The sequence below is a fragment of the Streptomyces coeruleorubidus genome, assembly GCF_008705135.1.
Taxonomy (GTDB): domain Bacteria; phylum Actinomycetota; class Actinomycetes; order Streptomycetales; family Streptomycetaceae; genus Streptomyces; species Streptomyces coeruleofuscus.
Genome location: NZ_CP023694.1, coordinates 340,216 through 354,749 on the forward strand (window position 1 = coordinate 340,216; position 14,534 = coordinate 354,749).

General features: G+C 71.9%; 10 protein-coding genes. 2 read left to right on the forward strand and 8 right to left on the reverse strand.

From position 1 onward, the window contains the following. Positions 1–39: 39 nt before the first annotated feature. The 4 genes from CP976_RS01670 to CP976_RS01685 all read right to left on the reverse strand — a co-directional run bounded on the left by CP976_RS01670 (position 40) and on the right by CP976_RS01685 (position 7,914). Positions 40–2,103 carry a discoidin domain-containing protein gene (locus tag CP976_RS01670; protein ID WP_150478663.1) on the reverse strand — a complete coding sequence of 688 codons (2,064 nt, stop codon included), beginning with the start codon at positions 2,101–2,103 and terminating at the stop codon, positions 40–42. 233 nt (positions 2,104–2,336) lie between these two features. After that, the gene (locus tag CP976_RS01675; protein WP_150478664.1) at positions 2,337–3,776 is read right to left on the reverse strand and encodes an NAD-dependent succinate-semialdehyde dehydrogenase; all 1,440 of its coding nucleotides are present in this window, start codon (positions 3,774–3,776) and stop codon (positions 2,337–2,339) included. Then, on the reverse strand, positions 3,773–6,649 hold the full coding sequence (locus CP976_RS01680; protein ID WP_150478665.1) for an FAD-binding and (Fe-S)-binding domain-containing protein: 2,877 nt from the start codon (positions 6,647–6,649) through the stop codon (positions 3,773–3,775). Before CP976_RS01680 ends, CP976_RS01675 begins: the two co-directional genes overlap by 4 nt. Further along, the gene (locus CP976_RS01685; RefSeq protein WP_150478666.1) at positions 6,646–7,914 is read right to left on the reverse strand and encodes an aspartate aminotransferase family protein; all 1,269 of its coding nucleotides are present in this window, start codon (positions 7,912–7,914) and stop codon (positions 6,646–6,648) included. The genes CP976_RS01680 and CP976_RS01685 overlap by 4 nt, the downstream gene beginning before the upstream one ends. Positions 7,915–8,141: 227 nt before the next feature. Between CP976_RS01685 and CP976_RS01690 the strand changes: the two genes are divergently transcribed. Continuing rightward, complete coding sequence (locus CP976_RS01690) at positions 8,142–9,764, forward strand: PucR family transcriptional regulator (protein WP_150478667.1); 1,623 nt, start codon at positions 8,142–8,144, stop codon at positions 9,762–9,764. A 3-nt stretch (positions 9,765–9,767) separates the two neighbouring features. Here the strand turns inward: CP976_RS01690 and CP976_RS01695 are convergent, their stop codons facing one another. After that, positions 9,768–11,594 carry an RICIN domain-containing protein gene (locus tag CP976_RS01695; protein ID WP_150478668.1) on the reverse strand — a complete coding sequence of 609 codons (1,827 nt, stop codon included), beginning with the start codon at positions 11,592–11,594 and terminating at the stop codon, positions 9,768–9,770. Between the two features lie 143 nt (positions 11,595–11,737). Here CP976_RS01695 and CP976_RS01700 point away from each other — a divergent pair, with 143 nt between their 5' ends. After that, a complete protein-coding gene (locus tag CP976_RS01700; protein WP_150478669.1) occupies positions 11,738–12,061 on the forward strand; it encodes a hypothetical protein in 324 nt (107 codons plus the stop codon). Between the two features lie 7 nt (positions 12,062–12,068). Here the strand turns inward: CP976_RS01700 and paaE are convergent, their stop codons facing one another. Genes paaE through paaC form a run of 3 tightly spaced genes read right to left on the reverse strand, consistent with a single transcriptional unit; the run spans position 12,069 to position 14,520 of the window. Continuing rightward, the gene (paaE, locus tag CP976_RS01705) at positions 12,069–13,184 is read right to left on the reverse strand and encodes a 1,2-phenylacetyl-CoA epoxidase subunit PaaE (protein WP_229875900.1); all 1,116 of its coding nucleotides are present in this window, start codon (positions 13,182–13,184) and stop codon (positions 12,069–12,071) included. Beyond that, positions 13,184–13,699: a 1,2-phenylacetyl-CoA epoxidase subunit PaaD gene (paaD, locus tag CP976_RS01710; RefSeq protein WP_150478670.1), complete on the reverse strand. Its 516-nt coding sequence runs from the start codon at positions 13,697–13,699 to the stop codon at positions 13,184–13,186. The genes paaE and paaD overlap by 1 nt, the downstream gene beginning before the upstream one ends. Next, on the reverse strand, positions 13,693–14,520 hold the full coding sequence (gene paaC / locus CP976_RS01715) for a 1,2-phenylacetyl-CoA epoxidase subunit PaaC (protein WP_150478671.1): 828 nt from the start codon (positions 14,518–14,520) through the stop codon (positions 13,693–13,695). The genes paaD and paaC overlap by 7 nt, the downstream gene beginning before the upstream one ends. Between the last annotated feature and the right edge of the window lie 14 nt (positions 14,521–14,534).

Genomic DNA, 14,534 nt, shown 5'->3' on the forward strand with positions numbered 1-14,534 from the left:
TCCTGCTCGGAATCGACGCAGGAGCCCCGCGCATGGGCGTCAGCCGCTGTGCACGCCGACCTCGGAGAGGGAGTAGCCCCAGTCGGTGCCGCGTTCCAGCCCCTGGATGCGTACGTACCTGGCCGGTGTGCCGGCGAATCTCGCGGTGTCCAGACCACCGTCGGCCGCTGTCGTGGACGAGGCGGTTCGCCAGTTCACTCCGTCGGTGGAGAGCTCGATACGGTACGACTTCGCGTACGCGCGCTCCCAGTCGAGGGTGACCCGCTCGACGAGCTGCGTGGACCCGAGGTCGAGCTGGTACCACTGGTCGTCGCTCCAGCCGCTCGCCCAGCGAGTGCCGCCGTCGCCGTCGACGGCCCACTGCGGCTTGTAGCTCGTGAACAGGCTCCACTCCGAGGAACTGGCCGACGCGGTGGAGCCGTTCGCGAGATTGCCCGGGGCCTCATGGTTCTCGGCGGCCCCCCAGGTGTCGAGGTAGGACTCGGCGCCGCGGAAGAGGTCGTCCACCACGTCCTGGCCACCGACCCGGCGGATGTCCTCGATCCAGTCCGGGACGAGGCCGTAGTGGGCGGCTCCGTCGGTGTTCAGGTCCCAGGTGCGCTCGCCGGTGGTCTGCCGGTCGATGACGGAGCCGCCGTCGACGCTCTTGAAGGGGTACGTGACCTTGTCGGGGGCGTCCGCGCCGCGCGGGGCCGGCCAGCCGCCGACGCCGTTCATGTCGGTGCCGTAGCCGTAGCCCACGCCGTACTTGTCGCGCAGGGCGTCCGTGCGCCTCGCCTCCGAGACGAAGCCCTCGGAGCCGTGCATGTACTGGGCGATGAAGCCGCCGAGGCCGTAGACCCGCTCGGTCCAGTCCATGTCCATCCAGCTGTGCGAGGAGAGCACGCCGGGGTAGGACTCGGCCTCGAAGATGTCGAGCACCCGGCCGGTGGCCTTGACGCTCATGTGGTCGATCTCGAGCATCATCCCGCGCTGCATCATGCCGCGGACGGCGTACTCGCCGAGTCCGGTGAGTCCTCGGACGTTGCACTGCGCGTCAGCGCTGTACGAGGGGACCTCCTGGCCCGCCGGGAGCCTCTTCTCGGCTTCGGGCGCCGAGGCGTTGCCGATGGGATTGTCGTGCTGGGGCCCGGTGCACTTCTCCGTCTTCCAGAAGGTGCCCGTCGACAGGAACTGGCCGACGTTGATGGCCGTTCCGAGCCCGCCCGAGTCGAAGCGGACACCGCACAGGGCGTTGTCGAACTTGTGGCACAGGAACATGCTGCGCACGCCCAGCGCGTACAGCTCGTCCAGGCCCTTGTCGATGTCGGCCCTGCTGCACTGCGCGATGTCCAGGATCTGCTTGCAGCCGAAGGGCTCGGAGGTCTCGACGCCGAGGACGACCGCCAGCTTGCCCTGCTCGATGACCTCACGGGCCTGCGCGCTGTCGGTGACGATCCGGAACCAGCCCTTGCCGGGCCCGCCGTACATCTTGTCGACGAAGGACTGCATGTCGTACGTCAGCTTGGCCTGGAGCCGGATGGACGTCATCTCGTCGCAGCCACGGTCCTTGAAGAAGTAGACGGAGCAGATGACGCCGTTGGTGACGAGGTCGTTGACCAGCACCCGCTGGCCGCCGCGCCAGGCCCGCTCCACCCAGGCGTAGTAGTTCTGCTGGTGGGTCAGCGAGTCGTGGGCCGGCCAGTCCTTGAAGGTGGGCCAGCCGACCGGGTCGTGTTTGCCGTCGCCGCCCTTGGTGATGAAGTCGAAGACCGCGAGCGAGCCGTCCGTGTAGTGCTCGGGACAGTCCTTGAGCGCGTCGGCGACGCCCTGCTCGGAGAACGGCTTTCCGCAGATCAGACGACCGCCGAAGGCCTCGTTGGAGAAAATGTGGTCATGGGCGTCGACGAAGCCGCGCACTTCGCCCTTGGCGTCGGTGCCGGTGAAGGGCTCGCCCGTGACGTTGACCTGCGAGTCCGGCGCGGGCCGTGCGGTCGGGTTCCACCAGTCGTCTCCGGCCGCCGAACTCGGCGTCGGGCCCAGCGCGACGGCCAGGACGAACAGTAGGAGCGACACGACGGTGACGTTCTTGCGTCGGCGGTACGGGCGTCCTGCACTGGTCACGGCCCACGTCCTCGGTCGGGGGGTGGCGGGGTCGACATACCGGCCGCCCGGGGCCCCGAAGGCCCGGAACCGAGGGCCGGGTTGTCATGACCTCATCCAAGGGTCCGACGAGGATGGCCACTGCCGCGCCACGAGTCAAGAGCCCGTGACCCATGACCTACTGACGGGTCATCGGATCGCCGCCGTAGGCACAGCGCCCCCTGGTGCCATCGGCACCAGGGGGCGCGACACCGTCAACGCACAGGCACCGCGACGTACTGGTACTCCAGGAACTCCTCGATCCCGACCCGGCCGCCCTCGCGGCCGAGGCCGGACTGCTTGACCCCGCCGAACGGCGCGGCCGGGTTGGAGACGAGGCCGGTGTTCAGGCCCACCATGCCCACCTCCAGACCCTCGCTGACGCGCAGCCCGCGGTCCAGGCCCTGGGTGAAGACGTAGCCGACCAGACCCCAGGGCGTGTCGTTGGCGCGGCGCAGTACCTCGTCCTCGTCGTCGAAGGTGAGGATCGCCGCGACGGGGCCGAAGATCTCCGTGTCCATCAGGCGGCTCTCGGGGGAGACGTCCGTGAGCACGGTCGGCGGGTAGAAGCAGCCCGGCCCTTCGGGCGTACGGCCGCCGACGAGGACCCGGGCGCCGCGCTCCACCGCGTCGGTGACGAGTTCCTCGACCTTGCCGCGTCCGGTCCTGTCGATCAGCGGGCCGACATCGACTCCGTCGCGGGTACCGGGGCCCACGACGAGCGCGCCCATCCGCTCGGCGAGCCGCCGGCCGAACTCCTCCGCGACCGACCGGTGCACGAAGAAGCGGTTCGCGGCGGTGCACGCCTCGCCCATGTTGCGCATCTTGGCGACCATCGCGCCGTCCACGGCCACGTCCAGATCGGCGTCGTCGAAGACGATGAACGGCGCGTTGCCGCCCAGCTCCATCGACGTCCGTACGACGGTGTCGGCGCACTGGGCGAGCAGGATGCGGCCGACGCCCGTCGAGCCGGTGAAGGACAGCTTGCGGATCCGGCCACCGCGCAGGAGGGGTTCGCAGACCTCGCCGGCGCGGGAGGTGGTCACGATGTTCAGCACCCCGTCCGGGAGCCCGGCCTCCTTGAGGATCCCGGCCAGGGCGAGGCTGGAGAGCGGGGTCTGCGGGGCCGGCTTGAGGATCATCGTGCAGCCCGCCGCGATGGCCGGGCCGATCTTGCGGGTGCCCATGGCCAGCGGGAAGTTCCATGGCGTGATCAGCAGGCAGGGGCCCACCGGGCGGCGGGACAGCAGCATGCGGTTGCGTCCGTCGGGCAGCGTGCCGTAGCCGCCGTCGATGCGGACGGCCTCCTCGGAGAACCAGCGGAAGAACTCGGCGGCGTACGCCACCTCTCCCCTGGCCTCGGCGAGCGGCTTGCCCATCTCGGACGTCATCAGGTGGGCGAGCTCGTCCGTGCGCTCGAGGATGAGCTCGTGGGCGCGCCGCAGGATCTCGCTGCGGGCCCGGGGCGCGGTACGTGCCCAATCGGCCTGGGCCTGGACGGCGGCCTCCTCGGCGAGCCGTGCGTCCTTGGGACCGGCGTCGGCGACGTGGCAGAGGATCTCGCCGGTGGCGGGATCGTCGACGGGCATGGTGGCGCCGTCCGCGGCGTCCACCCAGGCGCCACCGATGAACAACTGGTTCAGTACCTCGGTCATGATGTCTCTCCTGTTCGATCGGCGGCGGGGTCCAGGAGTTCCGCGAGGTGCAGGGCACGGATGTCCCGGTCGCCGGCGAGGTGGTCGATCTGGGTGGCGCAGCTGAAGCCGTCGGCGACGACGGTGTGTCCGTCGAGGTTGTCGATGCGGGGTTTGAGGGCGAGGTCGGCGACGGCCATGGAGGTGTCGTAGTGCTCTGCCTCGAAGCCGAAGTTGCCCGCGAGTCCGCAGCAGCCCTCGGCCTCGTCGACACTGCCTACGCCGAGTCGGCGCAGGAGGTCGGCGGGGCGGCGGCCCTTGAAGGTGGCGTACTCGTGGCAGTGGGTCTGGAGGACGACGCTCTCGGGCAGCGGCGGTGGGCTCCAGTCCTGGTCGGCGAGGTCGGTGAGGGCCCCGGTGAAGGTCTGGACACGGCTCGCCACGCGCTGGGCGGCCTCGGTGCCGAGCAGTTCGGGGACGTCTCGTTTCAGCGCGGCGGCGCAGCTCGGCTCGGCCACGATGATCGGCCGGTCGTCGCCGGTGTCGAGCGCTGCGACCGTGCGGGCCATGATCCTGCGGGCCACGGAGAGCTGGCCGGTGCTGACCCAGGTCAGTCCGCAGCACAGTCCGTCCTGTGGCGCGCAGGAGATACCGGCGTCGGCGAGCACACGGCTCGCGGCTCCCGCGATTTCCGGACGGAAGGCGCGGGTGAAGCTGTCGACGAAGAGCACGGCCTTCGCCTGCTCGGCGGTTCCGGCCGCGCGCAGTGTCTTGCGCAGGGTGCGGCGGGAGGCGAAGGCGGGGATCCTCCGCTTGGTCGTGACGCCGCCGAGGCGGGCGAGGAGCTTGCCGAGCGGTCCGCGCAGCAGCGCGTTGACCGGGCGGGCGGCGTATCCGGCCAGGGCGGAGGTCTTGGGCAGCCAGCCGAGTGAGTAGTGGGAGCGGGGGCGCAGGCGGCCCTTGTAGTGCCGGTGGAGGAACTCCGCCTTGTAGGTGGCCATGTCGACGCCGACCGGGCAGTCACTGGAGCAGGCCTTGCAGGACAGGCACAGATCGAGGGCGTCCTTGACCTCGGTCGAGCGCCAGCCGTCCTTGATCGCTTCGCCGCGGACCATCTCCTGGAGCATGCGGGCCCGGCCGCGAGTTGAGGCGTTCTCCTCGCCGGTGGCCCGGTAGCTCGGGCACATCACGCCGCCGGAGTCGCTGCGGCAGCGGCCCACACCGACGCAGCGGCGTACCGCGCCCGCGAAACCGTCCTCGTCATGCGGGAAGCCGAACGTCGTCTCCAGCAGCGGGAGTTCACGCAGCGCGAGGTCGGCATCCAGCGGGGCCGGATCGACGATCACGCCGGGGTTCAGCAGACCCTCGGGATCGAAGGTCTTCTTGAACGAGGCGAACGCGGCGATCATGCGGTGGCTGTACATGACCTCCAGCAGCTCACTACGGGCGCGTCCGTCGCCGTGCTCTCCCGACAGCGTGCCGCCGTGCTCGACCACCAGCGCGGCCGCCTCGGTGAGGAAGCGCCGCATGACCGTCCGGCCGGCCTCGGTCGCCGGATCGAAGTCGATGCGCACGTGGACGCAGCCCGCGCCGAAGTGCCCGTACAGCACGCCCGTCAGGTCGTGCGAGGCCAGCAGTTTGCGGAAGTCGCGCAGGTAGGCGGCGAGGTTCTCGGGGGCGACGGCAGCGTCTTCCCAGCCGGGCCAGGACTCCCCGCCGTCCACGAGGCGGGCGGCCAGCCCGGCCCCGTCCTCGCGCACCCGCCACAGCGAACGCCGCTCGGCCGGGCTCTCCACGACCCGGCCGCCGGTCATCCGCCCCCGGGCCTTGAGAGCGTCGAGGAGCTCGGCGGCGCGGGCGTTCACCGCTGCCTGGTCATCGCCTTCGAGCTCGACGTACAGCCAGGCCCGTCCCTCGGGCAGGCCGGTGACGGAGTCCGGGCCGCGGCGGGCGCGCATGGTGGCGACGATCGCCTCGTCCATGCCCTCCACCGCGCTGGGCGACCAGCGCAGGATCTCCGGCACGTCCTCGGCCGCCTCGACCACGTCCTCGTAGCCGAGCGTCAGGAGCGTGGAGGCCTGTGCGGTCGCCACCAGGCGGACCGTCGCGGCGGTGACGACCGCACAGGTGCCCTCGGTGCCCACCAGAGCACGGACCAGGTCGAACCCGTTCTGCGGCAGCAGGTGGTGCAGCTGGAAGCCGGAGACCTGACGCGGGATCCGGCCCAGCTCGGTCCGGATCAGCGCCAGATTGTCCTCGACCAGCCGCTTCAGGTCGGATTCGAGCCGGGCGACGCGCCGCACAGCCTCCGCGTCACCCGGCTCGGCGGCACGCAGCCCGGAGTGGTCGGCCACGGCCCGCACGCCGTCGGCCGTCACGATCTCCAGGGCCTCGACGTGGCCGCTGGTCCGCCCGTCGCGCACCGACCGGTTCCCGCACGCGTCGTTGCCGATCATGCCGCCGAGCGTGCAGCGGCTGTGCGAGGACGGGTCCGGACCGAAGTCCAGCCCGTGCAACGCCGTCGCACTGCGCAGCGCATCCAGGACGACACCGGCCTCCACCCGCGCGGTGCGTGCCTCGACGTCGATGTCGAGGATCCGGTTCATGTACCGGGAGAAGTCCAGAACGACTCCGAGCCCGACGGCGTTGCCGGCCATGCTGGTACCGCCGCCCCGGGCCGTGACCGGAACACCCGTCTCCCGGCAGGCCCGCAACACCGCGACCACGTCGTCGGCGGTGCGCGGGAAGGCCACCGCCCGCGGCAGCACACGGTAGTTGGAGGCGTCGTAGGCGTAGGGGCCCGTCGCCCCCGGGCCGGTCTCCACCCGCAGACCGGGCGCGATCTCGGCGATCCGGGCCGTCAGACCCGCCAGGTCGCGGGTGGCGGTGGTCATCGGTCCGCCGCTCCCGAGGTGCCGGCCTCGACGGCGTTCGCCCAGGCCTGGAGGCCCTCGTCCACGCCCGCCTCGTCGATGACGAGCGCCGGGATCATGCGGACCACCTGGTTCCAGGCGCCGCACAGCAGCAGGAGCAGGCCCTCGTCGATGGCGGCGCGCTGCACGCGGGCGGCGGTCTCGGGGTCGGGGCTGCCGTCCTCGGTGACGAACTCGGTGGCGAGCATGAGTCCGAGGCCGCGGACGTCGCCGATGCCCGGGGTCCGGTCGGCCACCGCCTCCAGGCCGTGGCGCAGCCGCTTGCCCATCGCCTCGGCGTTCTCGACGAGCTTCTCGTCGCGCACGACGTCGAGGGTGGCGCAGGCCGCGGCGCAGGCGACGGCGTTGGCGCCGTACGTGCCGCCCTGCGAGCCGGGCCACGCCTTGGCCATCAGTTCCTCGGAGGCGGCGATGCCGGAAAGGGGGAAGCCGCTGGCCAGGCCCTTGGCGGTGACGAGGATGTCCGGGGTGACGCCGAAGTGGTCGTGTCCCCAGAAGCGTCCGGTGCGGCCGACGCCGGTCTGCACCTCGTCGAAGATCAGCAGGAAGCCGTGCCGGTCCGCCCGCTCGCGCAGCCCCTCGATGAAGGCGCGGTTCGCGGGCACGTAGCCGCCCTCGCCGAGCACCGGCTCGACGATGATCGCGGCCGTGTCGGCGGGCGACGAGATCGTCTGGAGGGTGTAGTCGAGCTCCTTGAGCGCGAAGCGGGTGGCGGTCTCCTCGTCCCAGCCGTACCGGAAGGGCGTCGGGAACGGGGTGACGACCACGCCGCTCATCAGCGGGGAGAAACCGGACCGGAAGCGGATGCCGGAGGTGGTCATGGAGGCGGCGGCGACGGTACGGCCGTGGAAGCCGCCGTGGCAGACCAGGACGTTGGGGCGGCCGGTGGCCTGGCGGGCCAGCCGCAGTGCCGCCTCGACGGCCTCGCTGCCGGAGTTGGTGAAGAACAGGCTGTCGAGGCCGGCCGGCAGTACCTCGCCCAGCTTGTCGACGAGACGGCGCAGCGGCTCGTGCATGACGGTGGTGTACTGGCCGTGGATCAGCGTGCCCACCTGCTCCTGCGCCGCCGCCACGACCTTGGGGTGGCAGTGCCCGGTGCTGGTGACGCCGATGCCGGCGGTGAAGTCGAGGTAGCGGCGGCCGTCCTCACCGTAGAGGTGGACGCCCTCGCCCCGGGCCGCCAGCACGGGTGTGGCCTGGCGAAGGTGCGGTGACAGTGCGGTCATGGTGTCTCCCGGCCGTACGTCGAGGGGTGGTTGCTTGGCTCAGCTCCGGTAACCGAGCATCCAAGCCCCCGCGAGGGGCGACAACGCGTGATCTGTCCAGCCGGAACGCGTTGTTCGGACGTTGTGTCAACCTCCGAACCTCTCGGGTCCCCCCAGCCCCTGCCGTGGACAGCCCTTGCGCAGGTCAGTGCCGCTTGTCAGAGTGACCGGGCGAGCAGGGAGTCACCGTGAACGAGAACGACCCGAAGGCCCCGGCCGGTCGCGCGCCGACCGTCGCCGACGTGCTGGCCCTGCCCGTCCTGGCCGCCGGACAGCCCCAGGTCGTCGCCGGGCTGCCGTATCTGGACCAGCCGGTGCGCTGGGTGCACATCACCGAGCTGACGGATCCGGCGTCCTTCCTCAAGGGCGGGGAGCTGGTCCTGACGACGGGCATGCCCCTGCCCGAGGACGCCGCGGGGGTCCGCCGGTACGTCGACGAACTCACCGAGGTGGGAGCGGCCGCCCTGGTCATCGAGCTGGTACGGCGCTACCACCGCCCGCCCGACGCCCTCGTGCAGGCCTGCCGCGCCCGGGGGCTCCCGCTGGTCACCCTCGCCCGGGACGTCAACTTCCTGGAGGTCACCCAGGTCGTCCACGCGCTCATCCTCGGCAACCAGGCAGAGGCGATGCGCCGGACCCAGCGGATCCACGAGGCGTTCACCGCGCTGACGCTGCGCGGCGCGGGGCCGGAGGACGTGGTGCGCGCGGCGGCGGAGATGAGCGGCCGCACGGTCGTCCTGGAGAACCTGGCGCACCAGGCACTGATCTGCGAGCCGTCGGGGAGCACCGTGCAGGAGGCGCTCACCGGCTGGGAGCAGCGCTCCCGGGCCACCGAGCCGGGCGACCACACGGAGGTGGGCGGTCCGGAGGCCTGGCTGACCGCGCCGGTCTCCTACCAGGGCGAACGCTGGGGCCGGCTGGCCATGCTCCGGGCTCCCGACGACGGACCGGTCTTCGGGCCGGAGCACGTCACCGTCCTGGAGAGGACGGCGATGGCGCTGACCGTCGCCCGCCTCATCCACGCCACTCCGTGGGAACACACGGCCCACCGCAACGCCCTGCGGGAACTGGCGGAACAGCGCCACCACTCCCCCGCGGACGCCCGTGCCCGCTGCGCCGCGCTGGGCCTGCCCACCGAGGACAGCCGATACGTGGCGCTCCTCGTCGACCTGGGCCCTGGTGTGTCGGGAACCGAGCCGGAGTCCCGACTGCACCGGGAGCTCAGGTCGGCGGGGATCGCGGCGCTCGTCGGGGAGATCTCCCCCGGCCGCCTCGGTGTCCTGCCGGCCCTGCGCGCCGCCCAGCCCTGGCGTCCGGTGGCCGAGCGCCTGAGCCGCACCGCGCTGGAGCTGTCCCCCGAGGCGCTCGTGAGTGTCGGCTCGGAGGTGGCGGACCTCGCCGACATCACCCGTTCCTTCCGGGAGGCGGCCCGTGTCATAGAGGCCACCCCGCCCGGCCAGCCCCTTCCCCCGGACCGCTCCTTCCACGAGTTGCCGGACATCGACCTGCGCCGTCTGCTGTACGCCCTGCGCGAGGACGCCCGGATCCAGGACTACACCGAACGGCGGCTCGGCCGGCTCATCGACCACGACACCCGGCACGGCACCGACCTGATGACGACGCTCGGCCACTACCTGGACGCCGCCGGCAACAAGACCACCGCGGCCCGCCGCGGCGGCCTGTCCCGGGAGACCATGTACCAGCGTCTGCGCACCATCGAACGTCTCCTCGACACCGACCTCGAATCGGGCGAACGGCGCACCGAACTCCACGTGGCGCTCACGGCGTTGCGCGTACTGCGCGGCGGCTGAGCATCAGTGGGGCCGAGGCCCCGCCTGCCGGACCAGCCGCCACTCCTGCGAGCCGTCCGAGGCCTCGTGCTGGAGGGTCAGCGGCGCCCCTCGGGACGCACCGGTCAGGTACAGGTCCGGGTTCTTCGCCGCCTGGAACCTGTAGTGGCCGTCGTCGGTTCTGATGACCTTCCAGGTGCCGGTGGCGTTGTCGTCGACCCACTGGCCGATGCGCTGCCCGGCGGAGGCGGTCCCGGTCCAGATCGCCGCCGCCCGGCCGCCCGACTTGTTCAGCAGGGTCGTACCGCCCTGGGGCCGGGTCACCACGTGCCAGTACTGGGTGTCCTTGTCCGCGGCCGAGCCGGCGTCCTCCAGGCGGACGTCGGGGACGTCACCGTTGCCGATGTTCGCGTCGTTGGTCCTGCCGCCGGTGCCGATGACCTGGCCGGTCCGGCGGTTGACGAGCCGGTGGTAAGCGCCGTCCGAGTGGCCGAGGTCGACCTCGGCGTGGGCGATCACCGACGTGTCCTGGTTGTTGAGGATCACGATGCGGCCGGTGCCGGCGACGTACTGGAGATTGCGGCTGTAGCCGGCCCGCGAGGTCGTCTGGTACTCCCTCCACGCCCCGTCGCTGCGGCCGCTGTCGTTGACCCAGACGTTGCCGCTGCCGGCCGCGTTGTAGACCAGGCGCCCGTCGGGGAGCCGGATGACGACCGGGCTGCCGCCGGTGGCGAGGGGGCGGGAGCCGGTGTCGACCGGCAGGGAGGTGACGCCCTCCCCCGTGGGGGATCCGCGATGGAACGCCAGCGGGTCGTCGGCGAGCACGTATCTGGTGTCGGCTCCGCCGCCCCAGTACTCGAAGGTGAGCAGCCACTTGCCGTCCGCGGTCCGCACGACGTTCGTCATGCCCGGGCGCCCGCCGCCGATCTCCGTCTTGCCGCCGCCCATGTCCTGGGTGTGTCCCGCGACGTCCACGACGGGCTCGCTCCACCCGGCGGCGCGTCCGTCCCACGTCTTGTGCACGAGGATCTGGCCGTGCGAGTCCGGCGCGGTGTCGTTCGCGGGGTCCGGTACGGGCACGCCGGTGACGGGGTCGAAGCCGAGGTAGTCGTTCTCGTCGGAGTAGTAGCAGACGAGCCGGCCCTTGTAGACCATCAGATACGGCTCCCAGAGCGGGTCCACCTGCCGGTGCGTGTTCGCTGCGGCGACGTTCCTGCCGACCGCGCCCGCGCTGCCGCCCTGCCAGCCGCCGGTCGCGATGACGTTGACGACCTTCCACGACCTGCCCTCGTCCGTGCTGGAGTACAGCGCGATCGCCAGGTCCTCGCGGTCCCCGTCGTTGGACGGCGTCCAGTCCGGGTCGGCCGCCTTGTGCTCCCGGTAGTACTGGTCGTCGCCGGACACGACGCTCGCGAGCAGCAGCGTGCCCTTCTTCAGCTTCCCGACCGCCTGGGGGAGCACGTAGAGGTACGGATTGGTCCAGTTGCTCGTGTACTTCGCGTACTTGGGATCGCGGGAGAGGTACGCGGGAGCCCTGACCTCCGACAGCGGCTGCCAGGACGTGCCGTGGTCGTCGCTCTTGTAGACCGGCAGCGTCTCCCCGTCGGCGCTGCCGCTCCGCGGTACGACGGTGGCCTTCTCGAAGGACGCGACAAGGCGTCCGCCCGGCAGTTGCGCCGATTTCGGGTAGACCGCGCAGTTGCCCCGGCCCTTCAGGCACGGCTCGTCCCCGAGCCGGTACACGATGCCGCCCGTCGGGTTGTACGCCTGCGCGGTGGCCAGGGGTATGGCCAGCAGCGCGGCCGCCGCGATGAAGCTGCCCAGCACTTTGGCCGGTCTTCCTCCGTACATGGTCCCTCCACCTTCGGCGTCATCGCATGACTGCGCAGTCAGAGGGGAGTCTGTGGGCGGTGTCGCGCCGCAGTCAAGACTCCGGCACCATCTGTCGAGGGAGGGGTTTCCATGAAAAGGGCGTGCAGCGGAAAGGCCGGCCCTTGAGTGCCCGCCGGCGCATCGTCGCCGCCTGGGCAGGAGTGTGCCTGGCCGGTTTCGTCGGCACCTACGCGCTCAACGCCGAGTCACCCACGGGCGATTCGGGCTCCCCCGCCGGGGAGCCGACGGCGACCGGCACGTACGCCGTCGACTGCCAGGAGATCGCCGACCAGATCGAGCAGGCCCGGGCCGAGGCCCTGCACGAGCACCGGGAAGCGTTCGGGCCGTCGCCGACCGTGGGGTACCAGTCGGTCATCGTCGGGGACGTGGCCGTGCCGGAGGAGTGCGCGGAGGAACTCGAAGACCTGGGTATGGGCGAGCCCTGACGCGGGCTCAGGTGTCGAAGTCCACCGTCAGCGCGTCGGAGACCGGGAACGACTGGCAGGTGAGGACGTAGCCCGCGTCGACCTCGGCCGGTTCGAGGGCGAAATTGCGGCGCATGTCGGCCTTGCCGTCGGTGACCAGGGCGCGGCAGGTGCCGCAGACCCCGCCCTTGCAGGCGAACGGCAGGTCGGGACGGGTCTGCTGGGCGCCTTCCAGGATGGTCCGCTCGCGGGGCAGGGCAGAGGTGGTGGACCGGCCGTCGAGGGTGACGGTGACCTGGCTGACCGGGCCGGAGGGGCCGGCCTCGGCGTGGTGGACCTCGCGTACGGGTTCGTCGTCGGCGTAGAACAGCTCCTGGTGGACGCGGTCGCCGGGCACGCCGAGACCGGCCAGGACCTCTTGGGCGGCGCGGACCATGCCGTGCGGGCCGCACAGCCACCAGTGGCCGGCGGACTCCACGTCGACCAGCGCGTCGATGAGCGCCGAGAGCCGCTCGGCGTCGAGGCGGCCGGAGAGCACCTCGGCCTCGCGGGGCTCCCGGGAGAGGACGTGGGCGAGCTGGAACCGCGTCGGGTACAGGTCCTTCAGGTCGGCCAGTTCGTCGGCGAACATCACCGTGCCGGTGCGGCGGTTGCCGTAGAGGAGCGTCACCGTCGAGCGGGAGTCGGCGGCCAGGACGGACTCGGCGATGGACACCATGGGCGTGATGCCGGAGCCGGCCGCGATCAGGACGTGGTGGCCGGGGGTGGTGAGGTCGGGTGTGAAGGCGCCGGTGGGGGCCATCACCTCGACGGTGTCGCCGGGACGTACCTCGCGCACCAGCCAGGAGGAGAACAGGCCGCCGGGCACGACCCGGACGCCGATGCGCGGTGCCGTGCCGACGGGTGAGCAGATCGAGTACGAGCGGCGCTCGTCCCGGCCGTCGACCTCGCGCCGCAGGGTGAGCGACTGGCCGGGCGCGAAGGCGAACTCCTCGGCCAGCTCGGCCGGGATGTCGAAGCCGACGGCCACCGCGTCCTCGCACAGCGGCTGCACGGCGGCGACCCGCAGGGGGTGGAAGACCGGACGTCGGCGGGCGCGCGCGCGCGGCGCCGGGGCGGGGGCCGGCTCCATCAGGTCCTCCATCAGATCTCCTTGACGTACTCGAACGGCTCGCGGCAGGCGAGGCAGCGCCACAGCGCCTTGCAGGACGTGGCGGCGAAGCGGGAGGTCTCCTCGGTGTCCGCGCTGCCGCAGCGGGGGCAAGCCACGGAGCGGCGGATCGGCGACAGCACGAGCGGGACCGGTCCGGCGGCGCGCGCGGGCGCGGCCCCAGGCGGGGCGATGCCGTGTTCGGCGAGCTTGCGGCGGCCTTGCGGGGTGATCCAGTCACTGGTCCACGGCGGGTCGAGGACGGTGCGGATCTCCACGCACGCGTAGCCGGCGTCCTTGAGCCGGGCGGCCACCCCGGCGCGCATCTCGGCCATGGCAGGGCAGCCCGAATAGGTCGGGGTCAGGCTCGCGACCACCGTCCCGTCCGAGTCCAGGGACACCTCGCGCAGCACTCCGAGGTCGGCCAGCGTGAGCATGGGCAGTTCGGGGTCGGGCACCTGCTCGGCGATGCGCCGGGCCCGTCGCGCGTCCAGGGTCGTCGTCACCATGTCGCCTCCGGGTGTGCGCGGGCCACGCCCTGCAACTCGGCCAGCAGCGGGGCGAGATGCTCGGTGTGCTCCCCGGTGCGGCCCGAGCCGGGCAGCGGCCGGTAGACGGGCATGGGCAGCCCGGCCGCCTCGGTCACCTGGCGCAGGACGGCGACGACCTCGTCCCGTACGTCGTACGCCGTGAACAACTCGCCCAGGTAGGGCGCCACCTGCTCAAAAGCCCTGCGCGTCCGGCGGTGCGACTCCTCGGTGCCGTCGCCCAGCCGTACCGCCCACTCGGCCGCGTACTGCCGGTGGTAGGCCAGTTCCTTCACGCCCTTGGCGGCGATCGCGGCGAGCACCGGGTCGCGGTGGGCGGTGAGCCGCTCGAAGTGCGCGAGGCGCCAGGCGGCGAACACCAGCAACCGCACGATCGAGAACGCGAAGTCCCCGTTGGGGAGTTCGGCCAGGCGTATGTTGCGGAACTCGCCGGCGTCGCGGAAGTAGGCGTAGGCGTCCTCGCCGCGCCCGGTCCCGTCGACCTGGCCCGCGCGGGAGTACAGCAGGCGGGCCTGGCCGAGCAGGTCGAGGCCGATGTTGGCCAGCGCCACCTCCTCCTCCAGCTCGGGCGCCCGGGTGGTCCACTCGGCCAGCCGCTGGGCCGAGACCAGGGCGTCGTCGGCCAGGGTGACGCAGAGGGCGGCCAGTTCCCCGGCGTCCACGCCGTCGGGGACGGCGGTGTCCACGCCGTGCAGGGGGTCCTCGAAGCCGGTGCCGTAGGCCCAGCGGGTGTCGTCCTCGTGTCCCTCGGCGAGGGTCATGTAGACGTGGTCGTCACTCATGCCTGTTCCTCGAT